Consider the following 26,673-nt stretch of genomic DNA (forward strand, 5'->3'; position numbering starts at 1 on the left):
AGTGGCTGGGGTCCACATCGCTCGCTCCAAGATGGCCTGAACAACCCCTTGGAATCACGAGTGCCCCAGTCGCTCAACCCTTTCGGGACGGGCTCTGAGAAACGCCATCCAATTCTGCGTTTCGTTGCCGAGCCCGATAATTTGGAGAGAGCGCTAGCGCTAGACGATGCCGTATTCTGGGGATCATTGCCGATGCTCTCGGAAGCAGATGATGGCGAGATCAGGCGCCTCACCGATTCGTTGAGACAACGGCATCTGACGCGGTGCATCGATTTGCGAATGCGCGCCGAGGCCGAACTTCCGCATAAGGAAGGAGAGCCCCGAGAGCAGCGTCAAGCAAGGATTAAGGTAATTTGTGATGCTGTTGCAGGCGAACTGAAGAGCCGCGAATCAGAGAAGCCCGGTGGACCGGTGAGATTCCTAGTCGATCAGTATGCTCGCAATCCGTATAAGCGTTTCCAAGATTCGAAAACGCCGCTCAATCAAATCCTGCTCCGTGCGGGAGAGGGGGCGCCGAGGGACATTGCTGAGTTTTCACCGGTGATCGCGAGCGCTGAACCCTTCAATCTCTGCAGGGCCTACGTGTTTAGGGATGACACCGAGGCTACTTCTGAGATAGAGAACGTAATGAGAACAAAGTTTGCGGAGGCTGTCGATGGCGCGTCATGACCCATATCGTGCAGCAGCTCGTATCGTTCAGGACGCGGGGGGGGAGCTTGTTGGGCGGACCCGCCTGCAGAAAATTGCGTACCTCTTGAATCTGGCCGGTTTCAGCGATGATTTCTCGTTTGAGTATCGCCACTATGGTCCGTTTAGCGAGGAGCTTGCGCAAGCAATGGAAATCGCGGCGATCCTCGGCCCTGTTCGGGAAGAGGAAAGGACAGCTGATTGGGGTGGACGATATTCGGTCTACACCTTGGTTGAGAATGTCGGTGAGGCGGACGCTCTACGTGCCGATTTTGTCCAACGCGCTAAAAGCATAAATGCGGTTGAATTAGAGCTTGCCGCGACAGCGGCATATCTTTTCATTGCGGAAGGGTTTGACACGAAAGCGAAGGGCAATCCTTGGCATGAAACGCGTCGCCGTAAGCCCAGCAAAGCAGCTGAAGGACGGCTAGAACGAGCCGCAGAGGCGTATGAAGCGCTGAGGCGGTCCGAGACGAAGGCGCCTCTTCCTCAGCTGCCTGCTCCGTAAATTGTAGAGGCAGGCTGCGGATCTACTCCGCCGCCTGCCTTGCCCCTTTCCCCTTCAACGGCCGCCGCTCCAGCACCTCCTTGAGGAAGCGCGCGGTGTGGCCCTTGCCGATCCGGACCACATCCTCCGGCGTGCCTTGCGCCACGACCTCGCCGCCGCCGTCGCCGCCTTCGGGGCCCATGTCGATGATCCAGTCGGCGGTCTTGATCACTTCGAGATTGTGCTCGATCACCACCACGGAATTGCCCTGCTCGACCAGCTCGTGCAGCACCTCCATCAGCTTGGCGACGTCGTGGAAATGCAGGCCGGTGGTCGGCTCGTCGAGGATGTAGAGGGTGCGGCCGGTGGCGCGCTTGCTGAGCTCCTTGGAGAGCTTGACGCGCTGCGCCTCGCCGCCCGAGAGCGTCGTCGCCTGCTGGCCGACCTTGACATAGTCGAGCCCGACGCGGGCGAGCGTCACCATCTTGTCGCGGATCGAGGGCACGGCCTTGAACAGGTCCTTGGCCTCCTCGACCGTCATGTCGAGCACGTCGGCGATCGAGCGCTCGCGGTATTTCACTTCAAGGGTTTCTCGGTCGTAGCGTTTGCCTTTGCAGACGTCGCAGGTGACGTAGACGTCGGGCAGGAAGTGCATCTCGATCTTGATGACGCCGTCGCCCTGGCAGGCCTCGCAGCGGCCTCCTTTGACGTTGAACGAGAAGCGGCCGGCCTGGTAGCCGCGCGCCTTGGCCTCGGGCAGGCCGGCGAACCATTCGCGGATCGGCGTGAAGGCGCCGGTATAGGTCGCCGGGTTACTGCGCGGAGTTCTCCCAATGGGCGACTGGTCGATGTCGATGACCTTGTCGAGATGCTCCATGCCCTCGATGCGCTCATGCGGGGCAGGATGCTCGATCGCGCCGTTGAGCTTGCGCGCGATCGCCTTGTAGAGCGTGTCGATGACCAGCGTCGACTTGCCGCCGCCCGACACGCCGGTGATGCAGGTGAACAGGCCGAGCGGGATGTCGACCGTGACGTCCTTGAGGTTGTTGCCGCGGGCACCGACGATCTTCAGGCTCCGGCCCTTCTGCGGCTTGCGGCGCTTGGCGGGCACCGGCACGCTCATCTCGCCGGTGAGGTACTTGCCGGTGAGCGAGTTCGGGTCGCTGAGGATGTCCTGCGGCGTGCCCTTCGAGACGATCTCGCCGCCATGGATGCCGGCGCCGGGGCCGACATCGACGACATAGTCGGCGGTGAGGATCGCGTCCTCGTCATGCTCGACCACGATCACGGTGTTGCCGAGGTCGCGCAGGCGGCGCAGCGTGCCGAGCAGGCGCTCATTGTCGCGCTGGTGCAGGCCGATCGAGGGCTCGTCCAGCACATAGAGCACGCCGGTGAGGCCCGAACCGATCTGCGAGGCGAGGCGGATGCGCTGGCTCTCGCCGCCCGAGAGCGTGCGCGAGCCGCGCGCCAGCGTCAGGTATTCCAGGCCGACATCGAGCAGGAAGGTCAGCCGGTCGCGGATCTCCTTGAGGATGCGCGGGGCGATCTCGTTCTGCTTCGCCGACAGGCGCGAGGGCAGGGCGCTGACCCAGGCGAGCGCGTCCTTGACCGAGAGCTGCGAGATCTCGCCAATATGGCGCATGTCGATCTTGACCGCCAGCGCCTCGGGCTTGAGCCGGAAGCCGTTGCACGCCGCGCAGGGCGTCTCCGACATGAAGCGGCCGATCTCCTCGCGGGCCCAGTCGCTCTCGGTCTCCTTCCAGCGCCGCTCCATATTGGTGATCACGCCCTCGAAGGGCTTCTTCACCTCATAGGCGCGCAGGCCGTCATTATAGGCCATGCGCACCGCCTCGGTGCCAGTGCCGAACAGGATGGCGTCGCGGGCGCTCGTTGGCAGCTCCGACCAGGGCTTGGTGGTCGAGAAGCCAAAGTGCTTGGCGAGCGCGTCGAGCGTCTGGCCGTAATAGGGCGAGGTCGACTTGGCCCAAGGCGCGATCGCGCCCTTCTTCAGGCTGAGCGAATGATCCGGAACGATCATCTCCGGATCGATCCGCATCTCGTGGCCGAGGCCGTCGCAGGCCGGGCAGGCGCCGAACGGGTTGTTGAACGAGAACAGCCGCGGCTCGATCTCGGGGATGGTGAAGCCGGAGACCGGGCAGGCGAATTTCGAGGAGAAGGTGACGCGCTTGGCTTCGCCGTTCTCCTCCTTCTCGTCGGCATATTCGAAGACGGCGATGCCGTCGGCGAGGTCGAGCGCCTGCTCCAGCGAGTCGGCGAGGCGCGCGCCGAGATCGGGCCGGATGACGATGCGGTCGACCACCACGTCGATGTCGTGCTTGAACTTCTTGTCGAGGCTAGGGGCGTCCGGGATCTCGTAGAACTCGCCATTGACCTTGACGCGCTGGAAGCCGCGCTTCAGCCAGTCGGCCATCTCCTTGCGGAACTCGCCCTTGCGGCCGCGCACCACCGGCGCCAGCAGGTAGCCGCGCGTCTTCTCGGGCAGTTCGACCAGCCGGTCGACCATCTGCTGCACGGTCTGGCTCTCGATCGGCAGGCCGGTCGCCGGCGAATAGGGGATGCCGGCGCGCGCCCAGAGCAGGCGCATATAGTCGTGGATCTCGGTGACGGTGCCGACCGTCGAGCGCGGGTTCTTCGAGGTCGTCTTCTGCTCGATCGAGATCGCCGGCGAGAGCCCGTCGATCTGGTCGACATCGGGCTTCTGCATCATCTCGAGGAACTGGCGGGCATAGGCCGAGAGCGACTCGACATAGCGGCGCTGGCCCTCCGCATAGATCGTGTCGAAGGCGAGCGAGGACTTGCCCGAGCCGGAAAGGCCGGTGAACACCACGAGCTTGTCGCGCGGAATCGCGAGGTCGACATTCTTGAGATTGTGCTCGCGCGCGCCGCGCACAGAGATGACGCGGGCGTTCCGGTCGGCCGCCGAGTCCTGTGCGGACTTGCGGTCGAACATGTCTTCCAGCGTCGCGGCCTGTTCGGCGAGCGTGGTCTTGCGGGCCATGGTGGTGTCCGGTTCGGGCTAAGCCGTAGAGATAGGGCAATCGCCGGCTCATGCCAGTGCAGCCGGGCGGGAGGCGGGCATGAGTAGCACGCAGCCGCCGGTGTTGCCGCATTGTTCCTGCGAGGTGTGCTGACAGAGATTGTCAGGAGCGTGGCAGGCGCGAGAGCAAGGCAGAGCCCGACAAGCGGCAAGCTCGCAGCATGCAGCTGCGATCCATGTCGATCGGTCGAAGCGGGGAGACGAAGACAGCCATGGCGGCGCGGCGGGACCCCGATGTCCATGAACTGTTGCGTCCGCCGCACCGGCCGAGCCTGCTGCGCGAGCTGTCGCAACGCCTGCGCCTGCTGGCGGGGCTCGCGGAGACGCCGACGGCGCGAGCCGAGATCGAGACCGCTTTGGCGTTGCCCTGGTGGGGCCTGGGCGTGCTGGCGATCCGGGTGATCGGCAACTGGGCCGGTTCGCATAACGCTGCTGGCACCCGCCATCGCGCCTGGTTGAGCGAGCGGGCGCGCCGGCCCCTGCCACGCAGGCGTGAGCTCTGGAGCCTGCGCCATGGCGATCTCCGGCGCTGGCAGGCGGAGGAAACCGAGGCGGCGCGGCTGGCGCTGTCGCAGCATGTTACAGCAGAGGATGCCGGGTGGATCCTCGATCTCTGGTTCGACGATGTCGAGCGTTTCAGCGGGTTGCATCTGGCGCTGATGTCGAAGCTGCCGCCGGAGCCGATCATGGCGCGGGTCGCTAGCGAGATCGCCCGCGGCGAGCGCTGCCGTTGCGAGGCGGCGCTCTGGCTGCTGTTCAACCGCCAGCACCTGCCAGGGCGCGACGAGGCCTTCGTCCGGCTTGCGGCGAGTCCCGATGAGCATGTCGCCGGGCTGGCAAGCCGGCTCATGGCGATCCGCGCCGCGCGGGAAGTGGCTCGGCAGCGGCCGGGCTAGTCCGCGCGCTGCAGGCCGTGGCGGAAGCGCCGCCGGAGCAGGATGGCCGAGACCAGCATGGCCAGCGCCAGCGTCCCCGACAGGATCAGCGCTGCCGCAGCGCCATGGCGCTCGATCAGCAGGGCATAGGCGAGCGGCGAGGCGGCCGAGAGGAAGAAGCCCGGCGCGAGCAACCGCCCGACATAGGCGCCATAGCTCTTCGGGTCGAACAGCATCAGCGGCAGCGTGCCGCGCGTGATCGTCAGCACACCGTTGCCGGCGCCGTAGCAGAAGGCGAAGGCCAGCGCGGCAAAAGCGCTCGCCCCGCCGGCGAGGCCGACACCGAAGCAGAGCGGCAGGACCAGGCAGGCGACGAGATTGAGGTCGAACGGGCTGGTCTTCGCCCCGAACAGCACCTCACCGAGCCGCGCCAGCGACTGGCCGATACCGCGCGTCGCGCCGATCCAGACCGCGATGGCGGCCGGCAGGCCGAGACCGGCGAGGATGCCGATCATATGGGCGGACATGCCGGCATTGAGGATGCCGGCGAAGGTGACGATCAGCGCATAGAGCAGGCCGGCGAAGCGCGTATCGGCTGGGCTGAGCGTGACGACGGGCTTCGCCGCGGCCCCGTCGGACGAAGGCCGCGCCGAGACGGTGGGCAAAGTCAGGTGCAGCGGCAAGGTTAACAGCGCGAAGCCGGCATAGGCGATGAGGGCGCCGCGCCAGCCGAACTGCTCGGCGAGCGCATGGCCGAGCGGCCAGAACACGGTCGAGGCCAGGCCGCCGAGCAGGGTGATCTGGGCGATCGGCCGGCGCGCTGCGCTGCCGCCGATCCGGGCCAGCGCCGCGAAGGCGGCATCGTAGAGGCTGAGCCAGGCGGCGTAATAGGCGGCGATCGTATGGGCGAAGGCGAGGCCGAGGCAGCCGGCGGCTGTCAGCAGCGATCCCAGGCACATCACCGTGCGGCCGCCATGGCGGTCGATCAGGCGGCCGACCGCGCCCGAGGTCAAACCCATCACCAGCAGGCCGGCCGAGAGCCCGCCATGGATGATCGCCTGCGACCAGCGGAGTTCGCCGGCGATGAGCTCGCCGAAGGCGCCGACGAGATAATAGGAGACGCCCCAGGAGATGAGCTGCGCCAGCCCGAGGTAGAAGACGGAGCGGCGGGAGATCATCGACAACCGTTTTCGCTAGGCCACGCCACCCCGTTCCGGGTCGTCCCGGGCGAACGCAGGGAGACCCGGGACCCATGCCTGAGCCTCTTTCGGAGAGGCTCAGGCATGGGTCCCGGATCCCCGCTTCGCTCGGTCCGGAAGGACTCAAGGAGTTGGAAGGACGGCACTAGCTCGCCCTGTCAGGCAACGTCTGGTCCCCCGGCCCGAGGCTGCGCTGCATCAGCACGGTGTCGACCCAGCGGCCGAACTTGAAGCCGGCCGAGCGCAAGGTGCCGACCGGCTCGAAGCCGAAGCGACGATGCAGGCCGATCGAGCCGGCATTGCCGCTGTCGCCGATCACCGCCAGCATCTGCCGCCACGGGCCGGCCTCGCAGCGGGCGATCAGTGCCGCGAGCAGCGCGCCGCCGATGCCGCGCCCGGCCTGTCCTTCGGCGACATAGACCGAATCCTCGATCGTGTGGCGGTAGGCCGGGCGGGGGCGGTAGCTGCTGGCATAGCTGTAGCCGACGACGCGGCCGCCCCGCTCGGCGGCGAGATAGGGCAGGCCGAGTGCCAGCACCGCCCGCCGGCGCGCCAGCATCTCCGCGACGCTCGGCGGCGTCTCCTCGAAGCTGGCGAGGCCGGTTAGGACATGATGGCTGTAGATCGACTGGATCGCAGCGATGTCGGCTTCTTCCGTGTCGCGGACGACGACGGGGGGAGTGGAGAGGGAGGAGTCGATTCTTGTCATCGCGGCGATCTTGCGCTTTGCCCCCTCATAAATGAAGCTTCTCGAAGTTATGCAGAGCATGAGAAATTCTTTGAGATGCGCGATCTTCGCCTCGACCAGCTCGACAGCTTCCGCCAGGTGATCGCGCTCGGCAGCTTCTCGGCGGCGGCCGAGAGGCTCGGGCTGAGCCAGCCGGCGGTCAGCCTGCAGATCCGCGAGCTCGAGCGCCGCCTCGGCGTGACCCTGATCGAACGGGTCGGGCGCCGGGCACAGCCGACCGCGGCTGGGAACGAACTGCTCGACCATGCCGGCCGGATCGCGGCGGCGGTGGCCGCGGCGCAAGAGGCGATGGCGCGGCATGCGACCGGTTCGATGGGTCGTGTCCGGATCGGCACCGGTGCCACCGCCTGCATCTTCCTGCTGCCGCCGGTGCTGCGCGACCTGCGCCTGCAACACCCGACGCTGGAGCTCACTGTCAGCACCGGCAACACCTCTGACATCGTCAAGGCGATCGAGGACAACCAGATCGATATCGGACTGGTCACGCTGCCGGCCGCCGGCCGCTGTCTCGACGTGACGCCGCTGCTGGAGGACGAGTTTGCCGTGATCGCCCCGCTCGGCATGGACTTGCCCACGCGATTGACGCCGGAGGCTCTGGCGCGCCTGCCGGTGCTGCTGTTCGAGCCTGGCGGCATCACCCGGCGCATCGCCGATGAATGGTTCGCCCGCGCCGGCGTGACGCTGAAGCCGGTGATGTCGCTCGGCAGCGTCGAGGCGATCAAGCGGCTGGTCGGCGCCGGCCTCGGCTGCGCCATCCTGCCGGGCATGGCGGTGCGCGGCGAGAGCGACGGGCTGGCGGTGCGCGCCCTGTCGCCGCGCGTGCATCGCAAGCTCGGCCTCGTCCTGCGCAAGGACAAGCCATTGCATCGCGGCCTGCGCGAGACGCTGAAAGCGCTGCGGGCGCTGGGCACGCTTGGGTGAGGCCAACCTACCAACCATTGCTTTGCTTCGTCATTTGGCGGTGTCGTCCCGGACGCAGCGAAGCGGAGATCCGGGACCCATGCCTGAACCTTTATCGGGGAGGCTCAGGCATGGGTCCCGGGTCGCCCTTCGGTCGCCCGGGACGACCTGGTTTGATTTTGCCGGTTGGAGGAGGCTCTGCGCTGCTGACAGGTCCGGTCAGACGCGCGGTCCATCCCATCCGCCGTTCGCGCAGTGTCCATGGTCTGCGAGCGGCGCTAAGCTTTTCGCCTGCCGGGGCGGAACTTTTCGCCCCCTTTCGCGCTTCGCTTCGTGGACAGGCCGGAAAGTCAGGTGCCAGGATGGGGCACCGCAGCCAGCGGGGGATCGTGATGATGAAAGCCGTTCTGCGAGGAGCCGCATTGTTGCTCGGCCTCGGTCTCGCCGCTCCCGGGCTCGCCTGCGAGCTCGACCGGCCGCTGAAAATGGCCGGGCTCGATTATGATTCCGCCGCTTTCCACACCGCAGTCGCCAGCGCCATCGCCGAGAAGGGTTTTGGCTGCAAGGTCGAGCGCGTGCCGGGCGTGATCGCGCCGCTGGTCACGGGCCTGGGCCGCGGCGACGTCGACATCGTCATGGAGATCTGGCTGGCCAATCCGGTCGAGGCCTGGCTCAAGGAAACGGCCGCCGGCAAGGTCGAGCCGCTCGGCACGACCTTCCCCGATGCCACCGAAGGCTGGTTCGTGCCGCGCTATCTCGTCTCCGGCCCGGACGCCAAGGCGCCGGAGCTGAAATCGGTGCAGGATCTCAAGCGCTACAAGGAGCTGTTCACCGACCCGGACGAGCCGGGCAAGGGACGCTTCTACAATTGCGTCGCCGGCTGGGTCTGCGAGGGCATCAACAGCAAGAAGCTCGTCGCCTATGGCCTCTCCGGGGACTTCACCAATCTCCGCGGTGGCTCGGGCGAGGCGATCGTCGCTGCCGTCGAATCCGCGCTGAAGCGCAAGCGGCCGGTCGTGTTCTATTATTGGGGGCCGAGCTGGCTGCTCGGCGCCTATGATCTGGTCAAGCTCGAGGAGCCGGCCTTCGACCAGGCGATCTGGGACGAGCTCAAGGCGAGCGACGCACCCAGGCGCGCCACCGCCTATCCGGTCAGCCGCGTCGTCATCGGCGCCAGTATCGAGCTGGCCAAGAAGGCGCCGCAGCTCGCGGGCTTCTTCAAGAAGTACACAACGACCAGTGAGTTGACCTCGAAAATGCTGGCCGAGGCGCGCGAGAAGGGCGTCTCGCCCGAGCAGCAGGCACTCGTCTTCCTGAAGACGCAACCGGATGTCTGGAAGGCGTGGCTGCCGCCCGAGATCGCCGCCAAGGTCGCGTCCGGCCTGTGACGCTTGACGGGCTGCCGGACCTCGGCAAGGCACTGCAGAAGCTGGTCAACCAGGGCGTCGATGCCGTCGTCACCGGCTATGGCAATGATCTCGACGGCTTCAGCAGGCTGCTGACTGCGCCGGTCCGCGGCGTCGAGACTGCTCTGCTGCTCATCCCTGTGCCCGCCTTCGTCCTGGCCGTCGCTGGAAGCGCCTGGCTGGCGCGACGCAGCCTCGGCTTCACGCTCGCCATGGCGATCCTGCCGCTGGTGCTCGCCGGCCTCGGCGTCTGGACCGAGGCGATGCAGACGCTCGCGCTCGTCATCGTCGCCGTGGTGTTCGTCGTCCTGATCGGGTTGCCACTCGGCGTCGCCGCAGCGCGCCTGCCCCGGCTGGGGAAAGTTCTCGCCCCGGTCTACGACCTGATGCAGACCATTCCGAACTTCGTCTACCTGATCCCGGTGGCGATGCTGCTCGGGCTCGGGCGGGCGCCGGCACTGCTCGCGACCCTGATCTACGCGCTGCCGCCCTTCGCCCGGCTGACCGAACTCGGCCTGCGCGGCATCGATGCCGGCATGGTCCAGGCCGCACAGGCGCTCGGCCTGCGCGCGCGCCAGACACTTCTGCTGATCGAACTGCCGCTGGCGCGGCCGGTGATCCTGCAGGGCCTCAACCAGGCGATCATGCTCTCGCTCGCCATGGTCGTTGTCGCCTCGATGATCGGCGCCAAGGGCTTGGGCGAGGTCGTCCTGCTCGGCCTGCAGCGCGCCGATCCCGGCCTCGGCTTCGTTGGCGGTCTCGCGGTGGTGGCGCTGGCGATCCTGCTCGACCGCATGGCGCAGGCGATCCTGCGGGAGCGGCGGCCGCCGGAGTGAGCTGCTGACGGGAACGGTCAGGGCGAGCGGTTGCGCCGCGTCCGGGGCTTGGGCAGGGTGCCGCCCGAAACGGGAGAGACGCTGCCAATGTACGGACTGATCGGGAAGATGCGGGCCAAGCCCGGCGAGCGCGAGGCACTGATCGGCTATATTCTGGAGAGCAGCGGCGCCATGCCGGGCTGCCTGAGCTACATCGTCGCCCGCGATCCCGACGATGCCGATGCGATCTGGGTGACCGAGGTCTGGGATCGCGAGGAGAGCCACAAGGCCTCGCTCGCTCTGCCGGCGGTGCAGGCGGCGATCGCCAAGGCTCGGCCGATCATCGCCGGCTTCGACAGCCATGTCGTGACGGAGCCGGTGGGTGGGTTCGGACTGGCGAGGCGCTGAGGGCCTCCTCCGTCATTGCGAGGAGCGTAGCGACGAAGCAATCCAGGAGGACGTGGAGCGCTGCCGCCCCTGGATTGCTTCGCTTACGCTCGCAATGACGGTATGCCTTCCGCTTCCCGCCGGCACGGTCTAAGACCCTCGCGACCGAGCCGCGAGCCTGCCATGACCCAATTCGCCCCCAGCAAACTCACCATCCTGCCGACGACGGTGGCGCTGACCGGCCGGGTAATGCCGCCCGGCTCGAAGTCGATCACCAACCGCGCGCTACTGGTCGCGGCGCTGGCGAAAGGCACCAGCCGGCTCAGCGGCGCGCTGAAGAGCGACGACACCCGCTATATGGCGCAGGCACTGCGCGAGATGGGCGTCGCGATCGAAGAACCCGACGCGACCAGCTTCATCGTCACTAGCGACGCACGGCTCAAGGTGCCGGCCAAGCCGCTCTTCCTCGGCAATGCCGGCACGGCGACCCGCTTCCTGACGGCGGCGGCGGCACTGGTCGACGGCACGGTCGTGGTCGACGGCGACGAGCATATGCGCAAGCGGCCGATCCTGCCGCTGGTCGAGGCACTTACTCGGCTTGGCGTCGCGATCAGCGCGCCGAGCGGCTGCCCGCCGGTCACCATCCAGGGGCAGGGCGGTTTCGACGGCGGGCTGGTCGAGGTCGATGGCGGGCTCTCCAGCCAATATGTCTCGGCGCTGCTGATGGCCGGCGCCTGCGCCCGCAATCCGGTCGATGTCGTGCTGACCGGTCAGGAGATCGGCGCGCGCGGCTATGTCGACCTGACATTGGCGACGATGCGCGCTTTCGGCGCGCAGGTTTCCGAGCCGGACAGCGGCGGCTGGCGGATCGCGCCGACCGGCTATGTCGCGACGGACTACCTGATCGAGCCCGATGCCTCGGCCGCGACCTATCTCTGGGCGGCGGAGGTGCTGACCGGCGGCGCGATCGATCTCGGCGTGCCGGCTTCCGCCTTCACCCAGCCCGACGCCAAGGCGCATGAATTGATCGCCGCCTTCCCGAACCTGCCGGCCGAGATCGACGGCTCGCAAATGCAGGATGCGGTGCCGACGCTCGCCGTGCTTGCCGCCTTCAACCGCACGCCGGTGCGCTTCACCGGCATCGCCAATCTGCGCGTCAAGGAATGCGACCGGGTCGCGGCGCTGGCGCAGGGCCTGTCGCGGATCAGGCCGGGGCTCGGCGTCGAGGATGGCGACGATCTCCTCGTCGCCTCCGATCCCGCGCTGGCCGGCCAGACGCTGCCGGCCGAGATCGACACCTTCGCCGACCACCGCATCGCCATGAGCTTCGCGCTGGCGGGCCTCAAGATCGGCGGCGTCACCATCCTCGATCCCGCCTGCGTGGCGAAGACCTATCCTGACTACTGGCGCGCGCTCGGCTCGCTCGGCGTGCGCTTCGAGGGAGAGCTGCCGTAGGAGCAGCCTGCAGGATGAATTGGCGCGGGGCCGCAAACCGTCATTGCGAGGACCGCAGCGACGAAGCAATCCAGTAGGGGCGTAGAATTCTTCCGCCCCTGGATTGCTTCGCTACGCTCGCAATGACGAGTGTGTCTTCGCAGGAGCCGGGAGACCGGCAAGAATCCTAGAACGGGATGTCGTCGTCGAGATGGCTCGACGCGCGCGAGCCGCCGCTGCCGCCGCCGCTCGCCATGGCCGGCTGGCGCGAGCCGCCGCCGACCGGGCTCGACCGGCCGAAGGAGCCGCCACCCGACGAACCCTCGTCGCCATAGCCACCGCCGCTGCTGCCGCCGCCGAACTCGTCACCGCCCTGGCCACGGCTGTCGAGGATGGTGAGCTCGCCGCGGAAACGCTGCAGCACGATCTCGGTCGTGTACTTCTCGACGCCCTGCTGGTCCTGCCATTTGCGGGTCTGCAGCTGGCCCTCGATGTAAACCTTAGAGCCCTTCTTCAGGTACTGCTCGGCGACCTTGGCGAGGTTCTCGTTGAAGATCACCACGGAGTGCCACTCGGTGCGCTCCTTGCGTTCGCCCGACTGCTTGTCGCGCCAGGTCTCGGAGGTGGCGATCCGCAGATTGACCACCGGCTCGCCGCTGCCGAGGCGCCGCACCTCGGGGTCGCGCCCGAGATTGCCGACCAGAATGACCTTATTGACGCTACCAGCCATGACAGGCTCCATTTCCTGCGCACTTCAGCACATTTCCGGCCGGATGACCGGAGCCGGACCCTAGCGGGCCATGCCGGCACTATCAATGATGTTCATGTTTTGTTCAAGGTATTTTCGAGGCTTGTCCCCGACAAAAATGCGAGCTGGCGATGACCCGCAGGGAGCAGGGCAACGGCGGGCGGAGGGGGCTGGCGCTCGGGGCCTTGGCGGTCGGTGTCGCGCCCTCAATAGCCGAACTGCTCGCGCAGGATGCGCTCGTCCAGGCTGTGGCCGGGATCGTGCAGCATGACGAGGTCGAGCGAGCGGTCGATCGCGATCTGCACCGAGATGACGTTGTCGATCTGCGTATGGTCGGCGACGGCGCTGACTGGGCGCTTCTCAGCCTCCAGCACCGCGATCGTCACCCTGGCATGGTCGGGCAGGAGGGCTCCGCGCCAGCGCCGCGGCCGGAACGGCGAGAGCGGGGTCAGCGCCAGCAATGGCGCGTCGAGCGGCAGGATCGGGCCGTTGGCGGAGAGGTTGTAGGCCGTCGAGCCGGCCGGCGTCGCAAGCAGCACGCCGTCGGCGACGAGCTCGGACAGGCGTACCTGTCCGTCGACCGAGATGCGCAGCTTCGCCGCCTGATAGGAGCGGCGGAACAGCGAGACCTCGTTGATCGCGCGCGCCTCGACGCGCTTGCCGTTGCAATCGGCCGCCGTCATCGTCAGCGGGTGGACGACGCTGCGATGTGCCGCCTCGAGCTTCTGGCGCAGGCCGCGCTCGCGGAACTCGTTCATCAGGAAGCCGACCGAGCCGCGATTCATGCCATAGATCGGCTTGCCCGTGCCCATGAAGCGATGCAGCGTCTGCAGCATCAGGCCGTCACCGCCGAGCGCGACGATCACCTCAGCCTGCGCCGGGTCGGCATCGCCATAGCGTTCGACCAGCTTGACCCGCGCGGCCTGGGCCTCCGGGGTCTCGCTGGCGACGAAGGAGATGGCGGTGAAGCGCTCGGTCATCGCTGGTATCCGGTCGGCATAGCCTTACCCGTCTAACACGGCGCCGGACCGAACCGCGAGCCGTTCGGCCTTGAAAAAAGAAAGGCCGAGGCACGCGCCTCGGCCTCTCTCCAGCGGAGGTGCGAGGGTCTCAGATCGCGCTGCTCCACTGCACCGGGACGAGCTCGAAACCGTTGCCGGCCTTGGCGATATGGCCGGTGGCGGGGAAGGGGGCGTGATAGAAGGCGACCTGCATCTTGTCGGTCACGGCCATGTCCAGCAGCTTGCGGCGGGTGGCGGCCGCCTGCGGCCCGTCCATGTCGAACACCGCCGACCAGTCGGGATTGCGCACGAACAGGGCCGGATGATTGGTCGTATCCGACATCACCATCAGCTTGCCGTTGCCGGAAGAGATCGCATAGACGGTATGGCCCGGCGTATGGCCGGGCGCGGCGATCGCGGTCACGCCCGGCAGGATCTCCTTGCCGGCCTCGTACTGTTTCACGTCCTTGGCGACCGGGCCGAAGACGCGGCGCACCCCGGCGAAAGCGCCCTTCATCGCCTCGGGCGCGGCATTCATCCTGGCATCGTCCATCCAGAACGCCCATTCGGCCGCCGGCACCATCACCTCGGCGTTCGGGAAGACGGCGGTGCCGTTCTTGAGCCGGAAACCGTTGATGTGGTCGCCGTGGAAATGGCTGAAGACGACGGTCGAGACATTCGTCGGGTCGAGCCCGGCGGCCTGGAAGTTCTTCATCCAGGCGCCCGAGGTCGGCGCGCCGGAATCGCCGTTGCCGGTGTCGATCAGCACGAGCTTGTCGCCGATCTGCAGCGCCAGCGTGGTGAAGCTGATCGAGAGCGCATCGGCCGGCAAATAGGCCTGCTCCATCGCCTTCTTGACGTCGGCGAGCTCGGCATTGCGGACGAAGCCCTCGAGCGGGCGTTTGGCGAAGCCGTCATTGATGGCAGTGACCGTGATGTCGCCGACCTTGTAGCGGTAGAAACCGGGATTCTGGTTCACGGGGGCTCCTTGCGCCTGGGCCGGCGCGATGCCGGCGGGCAGATCGAGCGCGGCAGCGGCGGTGAGCGCGCCAGCGCCCGCCATCACGGTGCGGCGCGAGGGTTCGAAACGGGCCATGATCAGGCTCCAACAGCGAGAAGGCATGACCTCCCCGGATAGCGCCCCGCCATCCGGCATCATGCCTGGGCTCCGGATCGGCCCGAGCGCCAAATTAGCTGCCGGAACAACGCCTTCAACCGCTGTGTGGTTGCCTAGGGTCAACTTTCCGTGAAGTCGCCGCTGCAGCGCAGGTTGGACACCGGCTGCTTGCATCAGTCCGTGCGCCGACTCTGCCTCGCCGTCGTCCTAGGATTCGGCCTGTGTCGGCGCTTGCTCGGAGCGGCTCCTGGCGAAGGCCTTGAGCAAGGCGGCGCAGAGCGCGAGCGAGGCGAGCGCGCCTTGGCCGGAGCAGCCCGCGACCAGCGCCTCGTAGGTCTGCTGCTCGGTCGCGACCGATTGCAGGCTCCAGTTCCAGTCCGGTGCCTTCTCGCGGATGACGCCGACCGCGACGTCGATCTCGGCGCTGATCTTGCCGATCGCCTTCCAGAGCGAGCCGTGCTGGTAGATGCCGCCGGGCGGGGTGCGTGGGGCGAGCAGGGTTGTCGGCTTGCGCCGGACGGTGAAGCCGAGAGCCTCGTAGATGTCGGCGTCGAGATTGCGGTCGGGGCGACCGGTGCGCTCGCAGCGTTGTGCGAGGGCGAGCAGATGGTCGCGCTGGTCGGCAGAGGTCATCGCTCGGTCGGCTCCGCTCGTCTCCGTCGTCGCGCCGGCATGTCTTGCAAGTGACAGGCCACGGGGATCAGGGTGGTGCCGGCGGAGAGGATCGAACTCCCGACCTTCGGTTTACAAAACCGCTGCACTACCGCTGTGCTACGCCGGCCCTGTGCGCTGCGGTATCAGGCTGCCATGGCAAGGGCAAGACCGACGGTGAGCTGGCCGGCTCCGCCACGATCGCCGGCGCGTCCCCAAGGCTATGTTCGCGGTGCCACCGCCCTTGGCCTGACGTACGCCGCCGCCATCGGCGAACGCTCCAGAGACCACGCCCTCAAGGGACGTCGAGATGCGGTTCTGAAGGGCGGCGGACACTCACGCCCCGGCATTCACCTGCCCGTAACCATCTAAGTCGATGCTTTTGCAAAAGCCTTGCCCGAGATGAGTCCATGCTGAGCCGCCGGTCCTTTACCATGTCATCCCTTTCGCTGCTCGCTCCCAGCCTTGCCGGCTGTGGCGGGGGAGGCAGCATCGTGGCGCTGCCGGAGATCGCCGCGCCGAGCAGCCGCAGCCTGACGCGGACGCTGGCGCGGCCGAATTATGCGCAGGTCTACGTGGAGTATCCGGGCGAGCGCTTTCCGGTGCCGGCGATCGATTATCAGAGCATCGAGCCGCGCTATCTACGCCAGACAGTCGAGTTCCGTGGGGCCGAGCCGCCGGGCTCGATCGTCGTCGATCCCGGCTCCTACCATCTCTATTTCGTTGAATCGCGCGGTGTCGCCACGCGCTATGGCGTCGGCGTCGGCCGCGAGGGCTTCGGCTGGACGGGCCAGGCGAAGATCAACATGAAGCGCGATTGGCCCGATTGGGTGCCGCCGCAAGAGATGATCGAGCGCGACCCGCAGATCAGGGCCCAGCTCGAGCCGACGCCGCGCGGCCCCGGCGTCCGCGGCGGGCCGAAGAGCCCGCTCGGCGCCCGCACGCTCTATCTCTTCGGCGAGGGACGTGATCTCGGCTACCGCATTCACGGCACGACCGAGCCCTACACCGTCGGCACCAATGTCTCCTCGGGCTGCATCCGGATGATCAACCAGGACATCATCCACCTGTACGCCCGCGTCGCGTTGGGCACGCCGGTCACCGTTTTGCCGGCGTGAGGCGCTCGCGGCTTCGGCGTGGCCGGCCGGCTCCGCCTGCCACTCACGCGGCCGCGGCGATTTTCGGCGGTTCGGCGACCTCGATGCGGTTGCGCCCGAGCAGCTTGGCCTTATAGAGGGCCCGATCGGCCGCCGCCAGGAGCTCGGCCAGATCGGTCTTGCCAGCTCGGACCTCGGCCTTGGCCAGCCCGATGCTGACCGTGGCCGCGATGGCGAGGCCGTCGCTGCGTGCCGCCGCCGCGGCGAAGCGATGCGCGACGTCCTTTGCGACCGCGCGGGCTGCTGCTGCGGTCGTGGCCGGCAGCAGGATCGCGAATTCTTCGCCGCCGAGGCGGGCGCACAGGGCGTTTGCACCCGCAGCGTCTTCTGCGATCTGCGCAAAAAGCTTCAGGACGCTGTCGCCCGCTTCATGGCCATAGGTGTCGTTGATGGCCTTGAAGTGGTCGAGATCGCAGGCCAGCAGCGTGTGGGAGACATTGTCTTCCTTGCTGCGCACGTGCTCTGGGACAAGCTCGAAGAAGCCCTGGCGGTTCAGGAGGCCGGTCAGGAAGTCGGTGCGGGTGGCCGCCAGGAGCCGGGCTCGCTCCTCTTCGCGCACGAGCGCGAGCAGGGACATCGGCATCGCCACGGAGAACAGGACGGCCTCGTACATCGTCATCTTGGCGGCCATGACCGGCACGCTATCGCCTAGGAATGCAGCGATGATCGGCACGACGGCCGTACGGGCAAGATTGAAGATGCTGTGACCGGCGAAGACGGCGATCGCGATCGGGCGGGAGCGCAGCCCCGCCACGGTGCGGCTGCGAGACAGGGCGAGGGCGGTGAGACCGGTGACGACCGCGATCGGCAAGGCACTGACATAGTTCCAGAAGGTGCTCCCCAGCCCAGTGCCCGCCATGAACCAGGCTGCACCGATCGCGGCGAGGGCGCCCGCGGTGAGAGCAGCGGGCAGTTTCCTGTCATCCAGCAGCAGTGCGCCCTTGAGAACGAGCGTGTAGCCCAGCATCATGACGACATTGGTGAGCGCGGGACCGGAGACGCCCGGAAGCAGATTCCGGTTCATCGCGAGGATGCAGCCCGCGGCGAAGACGCCGTAGGCCATGGCCCAAAGCCCGAGTTCCCTGGATCGCGCCGAGCCCTCCCGCTCCCACAGCGTCATGGCGGCCGCGACGAGCATAGTCCCGAGTGTCAGGTACCAGAGGGTTGCAAGATCCATCGCTATCGTCGTCGGCAGTGGCCGCATTCGGATTCAGACCTGATCAAGCTCCCGGCTTGCCCAGCTCCGAAGAACTTAGCCCAAATGAGTTAATTTCGGCTTGTGACGACGAGTTGTAACGGCGGGAAATTGGCTTTGCCTCGGGACGCGCCTGCGTACAGGAACGCAGTATTAGTATCCTTGTTTGAGAATTGCTTTGCGATGATCACTGAAGAACTGAGATTGGCCTTGTTGGTCGCCATGCCGATGTCCGGCGCATCCAGTTAGGGAACTTGCAAAGTATCCGGGCTGCGGTGGGGCTGACATCCGTCCGGTTGCCCATGCCGCCGGTTTGCGCCGGCCCACAAAAAAGCCCCGCCCTTTCGGGCGGGGCTCTCAGGATCGACGGGGCCGATCCAGCCTGAAGGATCAGGGGTTGTCGTGGGTCAGGATGTCGCGATCCTTGGTCTCGGGCACGAAGAGCATGCCGATGACAAAGGTCATCATCGCGATCACGATCGGGTACCAGAGGCCGTAGTAGATGTCGCCGGTGCCCGCCACCATGGCGAACGAGGTCGCCGGCAGCAGGCCGCCGAACCAGCCATTGCCGATATGATAGGGCAGCGACATGCCGGTGTAGCGGATGCGGGTCGGGAAGAGTTCGACCAGCGCCGCCGCGATCGGGCCGTAGACCATCGTGACGTAGATCACGAGCACGGTCAGGATCGCGATGATCGTCAGCGACTGCGCGTTGAACAGCGCATTCAGGAAGCCGGTCTTGACGATGCGGGCATCGCCCGCCGCCGGATAGCCGGCTGCGACCGCTTCCTTGGCGATGTTCGCCGCGAAGGCGCCGTCGATCGCGACGTCCTTGCCGTTGACCGTGACCTTGGCCGGCGTGCCCGCCGGGGCCGGGGCCTGGGTGTAGACGATCGCCTGGGTGGCCAGCGTGCGGCGGGCGATGTCGCAGGGCTGGGTGAAGGTGCGCACGCCGACCGGATCGAAGACCGAACCGCAGGTGGCGGGATCGGCGACGACCTGGACCTTGACGTTCTCATGCGCCGCGGCGAGGCCGGGGTTCGCCGCCTTGGTAAGCGCGCCGAACAGCGGGAAATAGGTCAGCGCCGCGATCAGGCATCCGGCCAGGATGATCGGCTTGCGGCCGATCTTGTCGGACAGCGCGCCGAAGACGATGAAGCCGCCGGTGCCGAGGATCAGCGACCAGGCGATCAGCACGTTCGCCGAGTAGAGGTCGACCTTGAGGATGCTCTGGATGAAGAACAGGGCGTAGAACTGGCCGGTGTACCAGACAACGGCCTGGCCGGCGGTGAGACCGAACAGCGCGAGCAGGGCGATCTTGGCGTTCTTCCACTGGCCGAAAGCCTCGGTCAGCGGCGCCTTCGAGCCGGTGCCCTCGGCCTTCATCTTCTGGAACGCCGGGGATTCCTGCATCTGCAAGCGAATCCAGACCGAGATCGCCAGCAGGATGATCGAGCACAGGAACGGAATGCGCCAGCCCCAGGCGGCGAAGTCGGCCTCGCCCATGGTCGTGCGGATGCCAAGGATGACGATCAGCGACAGCAGGAGGCCGAGCGTCGCGGTCGTCTGGATCCAGGAGGTGTAGAAGCCGCGGCGTCCGACCGGGGCGTGTTCGGCGACATAGACCGCCGCGCCGCCATATTCGCCGCCGAGCGCCAGGCCCTGCAGCATGCGCAGTGCGATCAGGATCACCGGCGCAATCCAGCCGATCGAGGCATAGCTCGGCAGCAGGCCGACCAGGAAGGTCGAGGCGCCCATGATCACGATGGTGACGAGGAAGGTGTACTTGCGGCCGATCAGGTCACCCAGGCGGCCGAAGAACAGCGCGCCGAAGGGGCGCACGAGGAAGCCTGCGGCAAAGGCCAGCAGTGCGAAGATGGCGCGCGTGTTCGGGTCGAAGGCCGAGAAGAAGTGCGCGCCGATCATCGTGGCCAGCGAGCCGTAGAGATAGAAATCGTACCATTCGAAGACCGTGCCCAGGGAGGAGGCCAGAATGACCTTCCTTTCTTCCCTGGTCATCGGACGCGGCTGTGAAGCCGCTGTTGCTGCCATGCTCATGAAGCGCTCCCGTCTTGTCGTTCCCCCGGATGCGGCGGACCACCCGCTGCATCCTCACGCCGCCTTGCCGGCGGTTCTTCGCTTGGAGCCGGGCGAGCCGACTCAGGGCAAAGGCCTTTGAAAAGCCAAGTTTGATGGGTTACGAATGCGTCCACACCCGGCAATCTTCAACCGAGCACTTGGTCTTGCACCGAAAGGCGTAAGACGAAGGATTGAGCCATACTCGAAGGCGACCCGGCCCCGTGGCCTGGGTGACTCGCCTTGCTTGATCCGAGTTGTTAACCTTTCGCTAACCGCGCCGGCAGGCTGCGCAGGAAGGGAAACGACGGCATGAAACTTCGCTCTCGAATTCCTCTGCCTGTCGCGTTCGCCGGGCTTTGTCTCCTAGCCTCTCCCGCCGTCGCGGCGCCGGGTTTCGGCGCGGCGGCTCCGGCCGGCGTCTCCGGTTCGGCTCCGCGTTTCGCTCCGATGCGACCGGGCGCGCGGCCTGGCCACGTCCGCCACGGGCGGGGAGGCTTCTATGGCGGCTATTCCGGCTTCGCTGGCTGGCCGGGCGACCAGCGGGTCGTGATCGTGCTGCCTGAGGCGAGCGAGCCGCCTTCAGTGAAGGAGCCCTCGATCCCGGTCGCGATCGGGATTCCGCGGCCGCCGGCCGCCGATCCCGTGCTGTATCGGATCGAAACGAACAAAGGTCGCCCAGTGGTACGGGTCATGCGCTTCAGCAGCGAGGGCCAGGTAGCGCGACGCTGAGGGTCAGATGTCGCCTCGGATTCGCCCGAACAGTGGAGTCCACGTTCCGGTCTGATGTTTCAGCGCCGGGTCGCGGCGTAGAGCGCGATCGCCGTCGCGTTGGAGACGTTGAGGCTCTTGATTGCGCCGGGCATGTCGAGCCGGGCGAGATGGTCGCATAGCTCGCGCGAGCGCTGGCGCAGGCCCTTGCCCTCGGCGCCCATCACCAGTACGAGAGGCCGGCGCAGCGGGACCTCGTCGAGCGAGACATCGCCGTCCGAATCGAAGCCGAGCCGCAGGAAGCCGCGCTCGCCGAGCTTGTCCAGCGCATCTCCCAGATTCTTCACCGCGACGAGCGGCACGTGCTCCAGCGCGCCGGAGGCCGATTTGGCCAGCACGCCCGTCGCCGCCGGCGAATGGCGGATGGTGACGATCACGGCGGCGACCGCGAAGGCAGCGGCCGAGCGCAGGATCGCCCCGACATTGTGCGGATCGGTGATCTGGTCGAGCGCCAGCACGATCGCATCGTCCGGCAGGCTGTCCAGATCGGGCGAGGGCAGGGGATCGCAGACCAAATAGAGCCCCTGATGCACGGCGTCGGGCGTCAATAGCCGGTCGATCTGCGAGGGCCGCACCATCTCGGGCACGAGCGGCAACTCGCCGACCTCTTCGGTCAGACGCTTCAGCGCGTTCTCGGTGGCGAGCAGCTTGCGGAAGCGTCGGTTCGGATTGCGCAGCGCCTCGATCACCGGATGGGCACCATAGAGGATCGCCTCGTCGATCTCGCCGGGCCGGTGCGGCGGCGGGCCATCACGATCCGGACGGCCGCGGCGATTCTGGAAACGGGGGCGGGACGGGGCGGACATCATGGCTCCGGAAAGGTGACGCCATGCCCTGCCATGGCGCGGCCAGCTTGGCCAGCCCGAACGCTAGGAAGCGGAATTTTCAACGCATTCATCGCAAGGAGAAGCTGCGAATGACGACGAGACACGAGCGCCTGTTCGTGCTGACCGGCGGGCCGGGAGCCGGCAAGACGACATTGCTCGACGCGCTGGCGCTTGCGGGGCACAGTGTAGCACCCGAGGCGGGACGGGCGATCATCCGCGACCAGCTCGCCATCGACGGGCCGGCCTTGCCCTGGCGCGACCGGGCACTGTTCGCCGAGCTGATGCTGAACTTCGACCTGCGTTCCCATGGCGACGCGCAGACGAGCGCGGGGCCGGTCCTCTTCGATCGCGGCGTCCCTGACAGCATCGGTTATCTGCGGCTGTGCGGGCTTCCGGTGCCGGAGCATTTTTGCCGGGCGGCTGATGCCTTCCGCTATGCTCCCATCGTGTTTACGGCGCCGCCCTGGCGCGAGATCTATGCGCAGGATGCCGAGCGGAAGCAGGATTTCGCCGAGGCCGAGCGCACGTATGATGCGGTCACGGCGGCCTATCGCGATCGTGGCTACGAGCTGGTCGAGTTGCCACGCGCCGATGTCGCGACACGCGCGGCCTTCGTGCTGGACCATGTGTCGGGCCTCGCTTCCGGCCGATGACGATCCGAGCTAGGCTCGGTCCTTCGCCGCAGTCCGGAGAGGCGCGCCATGGCGGAAAGCTCGCAGGCCGGCACGATGCGCTCGGGCCGGACGCTGAACCATCTGGTGCCCGGACGCGATTGCGGCGATTGCGTCGCCTGCTGCGAGGTGCTGCGCATCGTCGATCCTGAGGTCGGCAAGCCGGCCGGCGTCATGTGCCGCCACAACACCGGCAGCGGCTGCGGCATCCATGCGACGCGGCCGGAGATCTGCCGGCGCTGGTTCTGCCTGTGGCGGCGCATCGACGCGATGCCGGACGACGCGCGGCCGGACCGCTGCGGCGTGATCTTCTGCCTGGAGGGCGAGGAGGATCACCCGAATCCGTTCGCGCGCCTCTGTGTGGTGGCGCGGCCCGTCGCCAGCCCGCGGGCCCTGCGCAGCGAACTGGTCAGGCAGGTCGTCGCCATGTTCGTTCGGCAGGGAGAACTGCCGGTCTGGCTGCATCGCCATGGCGTGCGCAGCCTGATTCACCCGCCGTCCGATCTCGCCGATGCGATCGAAAGGCCGGAAAGAACGCCGTTCCAGGCCTTCCTCCCGGCTGCGCTCGCCTGGCGCAGGCGTCACCGCAGCATTTGGCCGCAGGGCTGAAGGCGGCGCGGTACGATTGCTTGTCGTCAGATGCCTTTTTGGCGTTGACAGGCGGCGGCCCTCTCCTCATAAGTCCGCCCGCGCCTGCCGCCCTTCACAAAAGTGAAACAGGCGGTTGCGGCCAGCCCTCCGGGCTGGCCTGCGGCAAGGCGGGGGAATGTCCCGAGCGGCAAAGGGGGCGGACTGTAAATCCGCTGGCTATGCCTTCGCAGGTTCGAGTCCTGCTTCCCCCACCACCTTGCCTTTAAGCGCTGTTTTCTCTCGCTTATTCTGCCAGGCGCTCGCACCCAGCGATGTGGTGAGGCAATGGGCGCGCTCTATGAGGACCTTTGCCTTCCCCGTCGTGGAGCGAGCTGCTAGCCTCGCGTGATCGGCTATTCGGGTATGACGGTGCAGTGACAGCAAAGACCCAAGGGGGCGGTTCTGTCGCCGCGCTCGGCGCCATCGTTGCGGGCGCGTTGATCCTGCAGGTTGCCGGAACGATCGTGAACACGGTGGTGCCGCTGCAGATGGCGATCGCGAACCAGCCGCCGCTGCTGATCGGCCTCGTCGCCTCGGCCTATTCGCTCGGCTTCCTGATCGGTTGCTTCGTCAACCCCTCGCTCGTCCGCCGCGTCGGTCATATCCGCGGCTTTGCCGTGTTCGCCGCGCTCCAGGCGGTCTCGACGCTGAGCTTTCCGCTGCTGCCGGAAGCCTGGTGGGGGATTTCGCGCCTGGTCATGGGTCTGGCGGCGGCCGGCCACGGCATCTGCATCGAGAGCTGGATCAGCGGGCAGGCCAACCAGTCGCAGCGCGGCCGCATCTTCGGCATCTACCAGATCCTCAACCGCGTCGCGCTGATCGGCTCGCAGATCGGGGTCGGCTATGTCGCGATCCAGTCGCAGGACGTTTTCCTCTTCGCCAGCATGGCCTTCTCGATTGCGCTGATCCCGGTCGCGCTGACGCGCGCCCGCGGCCCCGAATCGAGCGAGATCGTCTCGGTCGGGCTGCGCACGCTGTGGCGGCAGGCGCCGGCCGCCGTTGTCGGCTGCCTCTATGTCGGGATGGTCGGCGGCCCGCTGACTAGCGTCGCTCCCGCCTATGGCATTCTCTCGGGCCTCGACCAGCGCGCGACCATCCTGCTCACGGCCGGCATCCAGATTGGCGCCCTCCTGCTGCAATGGCCGATGAGCCTGCTGGCGGACCGTATCGCCAGCCGGCTGATCATGCTGGTTGCGACCAGCATCGTCGCGGTGGTCTCGGCCGGCCTGATGATGCTGCTGGAGGTCGACCCTGCCCATGGCCGCATCTGGCTCTTCGGCCTGTTCGCCCTGATCGGCGGCTGCAGCATTCCGCTCTACACGGTGGCCGTCACCCACGCCTATTTCCGCATGGGACGCGACCAGGCAGTTGGGCTCTCGGCGCAGCTGCTCTTCCTGTGGGGCACGGGTTCGGCGATCGGGCCGCTGGCCGCGACCCTGCTGATGCAGCTCCGGGGGCCGCAGGGCATGTTGATCTATCTCGTCGGGCTTTCGGTCGCCGTCGCGATCTACATCGCCTTGCGGATCTCGCGGAATCCGTCTCCGCCGCTCATCGAGGGCGAACGTGGCGCCAGCGGCCCGACGATTCCCGACATCGAGATGACCAAGCGCTGATCGTTCAGCAGAAATGTCCGCCGGGCTGGCGCCACCTCGCCCGCGCGGGATAGGCGAGAGGCTCGTCTCGCGCAGGCGCGGCCAGGACCGTCACGGCTCCAGGAAGAGCACGGCGAGGATGCCGAGGCCGTGGATCAACATCGACAGCGGCAGTGGAATCGCCGCGGCGACCTCGGCTCTCAGCGGATTGCAGAACTCACTGAATTCGAACATGTTTTGCCCCCACGAACTGATATCAGCGTCGATGGGCGATATCGCCCCCCATTTGGGGGCAGCGGCGCAAGGTCTCGAATTTCTCTCTTTCGCCCCCAAATGGGGGCAGCCGACCAGCCTTGTCTGGTTAGGCTGGCCGTCGGGGAGAGGGATTATGGGGATCGTGCTTTTCAGTGCAGCGATAGCCGCTGCCGGCGCTCTGGCTTTCGGCACGATCGTCGGCGGAGCCGCGCTCGGCCTGTTCACCGGCGCCGCGATCTGGCTCGGCCAGCGGGCCTTGAGCGACACGTGAACCTGCCCGCCTTGCTTCACCTCAGGTGGACGAAGGCATCTTCTTCGCCGTGACGGGTTGACACCTGCCGGCCGGATGCGGAATTTGGCGGCCCGGCGCGGGTGTAGCTCAATGGTAGAGCAGCAGCCTTCCAAGCTGAATACGAGGGTTCGATTCCCTTCACCCGCTCCAAAAATCCCATTGATTTGCAACGCTTTATCTCCTTCGGGCTCGGCGCGTTCCAACTATCTGGACTGCTGATTGGCTCGGAATTCCAACTTTCGTTCTGATCATGTCCCGTCGCGGCGCGCCCTGCGACCTTTCAATCTTGCCTCATCTGCGCGCCGGACGCTGGCAAGATCCACAGGGTTGTAGGTCGAGAAGAGCTTGTTTGAACGGCCGATGCTGTTCGCCATCTTGGTCCCGACATCGGCCGGGGTGGCGCCGCCGGCGAACGCCTCGACCGTGCCGGACCGCCTCATGTCCCGGAGTTGGCGAGGGTCTTTCGGGAAGACCGAATCGCACAGCTCCCGGAACTCGCGCGTGAGCTCGGAGATCGCCGGCACCCGATTCGTCGAGAGCGGGAACAGCCAAGCCTCTGGGGTCATCTCCGGACGCGTCTCGAGATATGCGTCGAGCAGCCGGCGAGAGCGCTTCGACAATGTGCCGATCGCAGGCTTCCCCGTCTTCTGGCGCCCATCGGCGGTGCGGTCGAAAATCACCTCGTCGCCTTTGGCACCGACATAGCGCAGGTGCTTGGCCTTCAGCGTCCGGATGTCGCCGGGCTGAAACTGTGTGTCCCAAACCGAGGCGATCGTGACGGCGAGGCGCAGTCGCTTCTGACGGATCGCAGCTTTCACCAGGCGCACGACCTCGCCTTCCTGCCAGGTCTGCCACCGGGGTGGCGGCGCGCTGTTGCGGATGCCGAGCGAAGGATCTGCGCCGTGCGCAACCTTCAGCGCCATCATCACCTTCCAGTGCCGACGCCACTCCTTGATGACCTTGTGCGCGACGCCTTCGCCATGCTTCTCGTTGAGCTCGGCCCGCCAAGCGGACAGGATGTCGAGCGTCATCAGGTTCGGATCGGTGTCGCCCCATTCATCGCGGATGTAGGCCCAGGAGGGCAGGATATCCCGGTTGCGGGTCGAGTGCGCGAGCTTGGCCCATTCCGCCGTCTTCATGAAGCGCTGATAGGCGTGGCCGATAGAATCCTTCGGCCAGACCCGGGCGATCTCGGCTGCCTCGCGGCCCTTCGGCAGCGGCGCGAGATGCGGGTCGGGCTTCCCGCGGCGATGCGCTTCCCAGGACTCGTAGAGCCGCATTGCCGCGGCGCGCGCGGCGGGGCTCTCCTCGCCAAGCGGTTTCGGCCGAAAACCGGCCTTCTGCATTTCCGGCGTCGGCTCCCAGTACCGCTTGCCGTTCTTCTTGACGCGCGAATAGGGGATCTTCACGCCGCGTCTCCCCGCCATTTTCCAGCCCTCCGTTCCGCCCAAACTTGCCTAGGGTCTCGTGCGGATGGTGGGGCCGTCAATTCAGGGAATAGGTGAGGCGACCGCAGCCGGCGCCAGCGCTCGAAGGCTTCGGGATCGACCCGTCCGGTGATCGGATCAGGCTTGGGGAAGCCGCGAGCCTCATACTCCGGCAGATGCGGCATGAACTCGCGCGCGCTCTCGTAGCCCAGCAGCCGCGCGACCGAGGCCATCGTGAGATCGGGAACGAACTGCGCGCGCGCCATC

Annotated in this window: 26 protein-coding genes, 3 tRNA genes and 1 pseudogene; 16 read left to right on the top strand and 14 right to left on the bottom strand. The window is 66.8% G+C overall.

Going from position 1 to position 26,673, the window contains the following annotated elements:
• Positions 1 to 669: pseudogene (locus tag ACFPOB_RS26940) on the top strand (hypothetical protein); the annotation flags it as partial.
• Positions 656 to 1,195, top strand: a complete 540-nt coding sequence (locus ACFPOB_RS26945) for a hypothetical protein (RefSeq protein ID WP_377801357.1) — start codon at positions 656 to 658, stop codon at positions 1,193 to 1,195. The pseudogene ACFPOB_RS26940 and the gene ACFPOB_RS26945, both read left to right, overlap by 14 nt.
• Positions 1,196 to 1,217: 22 nt before the next feature.
• On the opposite strand, the gene uvrA is transcribed toward ACFPOB_RS26945, so the two are convergent.
• Positions 1,218 to 4,193 carry an excinuclease ABC subunit UvrA gene (gene uvrA, locus ACFPOB_RS26950; protein WP_377801358.1) on the bottom strand — a complete coding sequence of 992 codons (2,976 nt, stop codon included), beginning with the start codon at positions 4,191 to 4,193 and terminating at the stop codon, positions 1,218 to 1,220.
• Between the two features lie 251 nt (positions 4,194 to 4,444).
• On the opposite strand from uvrA, the gene ACFPOB_RS26955 reads away from it, so the two are divergent.
• Entirely contained in the window at positions 4,445 to 5,128 is a 684-nt protein-coding gene (locus tag ACFPOB_RS26955) for a hypothetical protein (protein WP_377801359.1), read from the top strand.
• Here the strand turns inward: ACFPOB_RS26955 and ACFPOB_RS26960 are convergent.
• A complete protein-coding gene (locus ACFPOB_RS26960) occupies positions 5,125 to 6,285 on the bottom strand; it encodes an MFS transporter (protein WP_377801360.1) in 1,161 nt (386 codons plus the stop codon). The genes ACFPOB_RS26955 and ACFPOB_RS26960 overlap by 4 nt on opposite strands.
• Before the next feature lie 166 nt (positions 6,286 to 6,451).
• Positions 6,452 to 7,015 carry a GNAT family N-acetyltransferase gene (locus ACFPOB_RS26965; RefSeq protein ID WP_377801361.1) on the bottom strand — a complete coding sequence of 188 codons (564 nt, stop codon included), beginning with the start codon at positions 7,013 to 7,015 and terminating at the stop codon, positions 6,452 to 6,454.
• A 75-nt stretch (positions 7,016 to 7,090) separates the two neighbouring features.
• Between ACFPOB_RS26965 and ACFPOB_RS26970 the strand changes: the two genes are divergently transcribed.
• From ACFPOB_RS26970 to ACFPOB_RS26990, 5 genes are all read left to right on the top strand, one after another.
• The gene (locus ACFPOB_RS26970) at positions 7,091 to 7,975 is read left to right on the top strand and encodes a LysR family transcriptional regulator (RefSeq protein WP_377801362.1); all 885 of its coding nucleotides are present in this window, start codon (positions 7,091 to 7,093) and stop codon (positions 7,973 to 7,975) included.
• A 374-nt stretch (positions 7,976 to 8,349) separates the two neighbouring features.
• Positions 8,350 to 9,342, top strand: coding sequence for an ABC transporter substrate-binding protein (locus tag ACFPOB_RS26975; RefSeq protein ID WP_377801363.1), 993 nt, complete (start codon positions 8,350 to 8,352; stop codon positions 9,340 to 9,342).
• Entirely contained in the window at positions 9,339 to 10,196 is an 858-nt protein-coding gene (locus ACFPOB_RS26980) for an ABC transporter permease (RefSeq protein ID WP_377801364.1), read from the top strand. Before ACFPOB_RS26975 ends, ACFPOB_RS26980 begins: the two co-directional genes overlap by 4 nt.
• An 87-nt stretch (positions 10,197 to 10,283) precedes the next feature.
• Positions 10,284 to 10,583 carry a putative quinol monooxygenase gene (locus ACFPOB_RS26985; protein ID WP_377801365.1) on the top strand — a complete coding sequence of 100 codons (300 nt, stop codon included), beginning with the start codon at positions 10,284 to 10,286 and terminating at the stop codon, positions 10,581 to 10,583.
• A gap of 162 nt (positions 10,584 to 10,745) precedes the next feature.
• Positions 10,746 to 12,017, top strand: a complete 1,272-nt coding sequence (locus ACFPOB_RS26990) for a 3-phosphoshikimate 1-carboxyvinyltransferase (RefSeq protein ID WP_377801366.1) — start codon at positions 10,746 to 10,748, stop codon at positions 12,015 to 12,017.
• Positions 12,018 to 12,183: 166 nt separating this feature from the next.
• Here the strand turns inward: ACFPOB_RS26990 and ssb are convergent, their stop codons facing one another.
• The 5 genes from ssb to ACFPOB_RS27015 form a co-directional block, all read right to left on the bottom strand.
• Complete coding sequence (gene ssb, locus ACFPOB_RS26995) at positions 12,184 to 12,726, bottom strand: single-stranded DNA-binding protein (protein ID WP_377801367.1); 543 nt, start codon at positions 12,724 to 12,726, stop codon at positions 12,184 to 12,186.
• 224 nt (positions 12,727 to 12,950) lie between these two features.
• Entirely contained in the window at positions 12,951 to 13,724 is a 774-nt protein-coding gene (locus tag ACFPOB_RS27000) for an NAD kinase (protein WP_092157071.1), read from the bottom strand.
• Positions 13,725 to 13,854: 130 nt separating this feature from the next.
• On the bottom strand, positions 13,855 to 14,841 hold the full coding sequence (locus tag ACFPOB_RS27005) for an MBL fold metallo-hydrolase (protein ID WP_377801368.1): 987 nt from the start codon (positions 14,839 to 14,841) through the stop codon (positions 13,855 to 13,857).
• 228 nt (positions 14,842 to 15,069) lie between these two features.
• Positions 15,070 to 15,495 carry a hypothetical protein gene (locus ACFPOB_RS27010; RefSeq protein WP_377801369.1) on the bottom strand — a complete coding sequence of 142 codons (426 nt, stop codon included), beginning with the start codon at positions 15,493 to 15,495 and terminating at the stop codon, positions 15,070 to 15,072.
• Positions 15,496 to 15,568: 73 nt separating this feature from the next.
• A tRNA-Thr gene (locus tag ACFPOB_RS27015) sits at positions 15,569 to 15,643 on the bottom strand.
• A 304-nt stretch (positions 15,644 to 15,947) separates the two neighbouring features.
• On the opposite strand from ACFPOB_RS27015, the gene ACFPOB_RS27020 reads away from it, so the two are divergent.
• Positions 15,948 to 16,631 carry a L,D-transpeptidase gene (locus ACFPOB_RS27020; protein ID WP_377801370.1) on the top strand — a complete coding sequence of 228 codons (684 nt, stop codon included), beginning with the start codon at positions 15,948 to 15,950 and terminating at the stop codon, positions 16,629 to 16,631.
• A 43-nt stretch (positions 16,632 to 16,674) separates the two neighbouring features.
• On the opposite strand, the gene ACFPOB_RS27025 is transcribed toward ACFPOB_RS27020, so the two are convergent.
• Positions 16,675 to 17,808, bottom strand: a complete 1,134-nt coding sequence (locus ACFPOB_RS27025) for a GGDEF domain-containing protein (protein WP_377801371.1) — start codon at positions 17,806 to 17,808, stop codon at positions 16,675 to 16,677.
• A 447-nt stretch (positions 17,809 to 18,255) separates the two neighbouring features.
• The gene (locus tag ACFPOB_RS27030; RefSeq protein ID WP_377801372.1) at positions 18,256 to 19,884 is read right to left on the bottom strand and encodes an MFS transporter; all 1,629 of its coding nucleotides are present in this window, start codon (positions 19,882 to 19,884) and stop codon (positions 18,256 to 18,258) included.
• 369 nt (positions 19,885 to 20,253) lie between these two features.
• Here ACFPOB_RS27030 and ACFPOB_RS27035 point away from each other — a divergent pair, with 369 nt between their 5' ends.
• Positions 20,254 to 20,673: a hypothetical protein gene (locus ACFPOB_RS27035; protein WP_377801373.1), complete on the top strand. Its 420-nt coding sequence runs from the start codon at positions 20,254 to 20,256 to the stop codon at positions 20,671 to 20,673.
• 59 nt (positions 20,674 to 20,732) lie between these two features.
• Here ACFPOB_RS27035 and rlmB read toward each other — a convergent pair whose 3' ends face one another.
• A complete protein-coding gene (rlmB, locus tag ACFPOB_RS27040; RefSeq protein ID WP_377801374.1) occupies positions 20,733 to 21,521 on the bottom strand; it encodes a 23S rRNA (guanosine(2251)-2'-O)-methyltransferase RlmB in 789 nt (262 codons plus the stop codon).
• Between the two features lie 107 nt (positions 21,522 to 21,628).
• Here rlmB and ACFPOB_RS27045 point away from each other — a divergent pair, with 107 nt between their 5' ends.
• From ACFPOB_RS27045 to ACFPOB_RS27060, 4 genes are all read left to right on the top strand, one after another.
• On the top strand, positions 21,629 to 22,192 hold the full coding sequence (locus ACFPOB_RS27045) for an AAA family ATPase (RefSeq protein ID WP_377801375.1): 564 nt from the start codon (positions 21,629 to 21,631) through the stop codon (positions 22,190 to 22,192).
• A gap of 48 nt (positions 22,193 to 22,240) precedes the next feature.
• A complete protein-coding gene (locus ACFPOB_RS27050; RefSeq protein WP_377801376.1) occupies positions 22,241 to 22,819 on the top strand; it encodes a hypothetical protein in 579 nt (192 codons plus the stop codon).
• Between the two features lie 151 nt (positions 22,820 to 22,970).
• Positions 22,971 to 23,055, top strand: a tRNA-Tyr gene (locus ACFPOB_RS27055).
• A 159-nt stretch (positions 23,056 to 23,214) separates the two neighbouring features.
• On the top strand, positions 23,215 to 24,453 hold the full coding sequence (locus ACFPOB_RS27060) for an MFS transporter (RefSeq protein ID WP_377801377.1): 1,239 nt from the start codon (positions 23,215 to 23,217) through the stop codon (positions 24,451 to 24,453).
• A 90-nt stretch (positions 24,454 to 24,543) separates the two neighbouring features.
• Here the strand turns inward: ACFPOB_RS27060 and ACFPOB_RS27065 are convergent, their stop codons facing one another.
• The gene (locus tag ACFPOB_RS27065) at positions 24,544 to 24,666 is read right to left on the bottom strand and encodes a hypothetical protein (protein ID WP_280142091.1); all 123 of its coding nucleotides are present in this window, start codon (positions 24,664 to 24,666) and stop codon (positions 24,544 to 24,546) included.
• A gap of 154 nt (positions 24,667 to 24,820) precedes the next feature.
• Here ACFPOB_RS27065 and ACFPOB_RS27070 point away from each other — a divergent pair, with 154 nt between their 5' ends.
• Entirely contained in the window at positions 24,821 to 24,958 is a 138-nt protein-coding gene (locus ACFPOB_RS27070; protein ID WP_377801378.1) for a hypothetical protein, read from the top strand.
• A 97-nt stretch (positions 24,959 to 25,055) separates the two neighbouring features.
• Positions 25,056 to 25,129: transfer RNA gene (locus ACFPOB_RS27075), tRNA-Gly, on the top strand.
• Between the two features lie 98 nt (positions 25,130 to 25,227).
• Here ACFPOB_RS27075 and ACFPOB_RS27080 read toward each other — a convergent pair.
• Together ACFPOB_RS27080 and ACFPOB_RS27085 are read right to left on the bottom strand one after the other, a co-directional pair.
• Positions 25,228 to 26,406, bottom strand: a complete 1,179-nt coding sequence (locus ACFPOB_RS27080) for a hypothetical protein (protein WP_377801379.1) — start codon at positions 26,404 to 26,406, stop codon at positions 25,228 to 25,230.
• The gene (locus ACFPOB_RS27085) at positions 26,385 to 26,672 is read right to left on the bottom strand and encodes a hypothetical protein (RefSeq protein WP_377801380.1); all 288 of its coding nucleotides are present in this window, start codon (positions 26,670 to 26,672) and stop codon (positions 26,385 to 26,387) included. The genes ACFPOB_RS27080 and ACFPOB_RS27085 overlap by 22 nt, the downstream gene beginning before the upstream one ends.
• Between the last annotated feature and the right edge of the window lies 1 nt (position 26,673).

The organism is Allobosea eneae (assembly GCF_042657265.1).
Classification (GTDB): domain Bacteria; phylum Pseudomonadota; class Alphaproteobacteria; order Rhizobiales; family Beijerinckiaceae; genus Allobosea; species Allobosea eneae.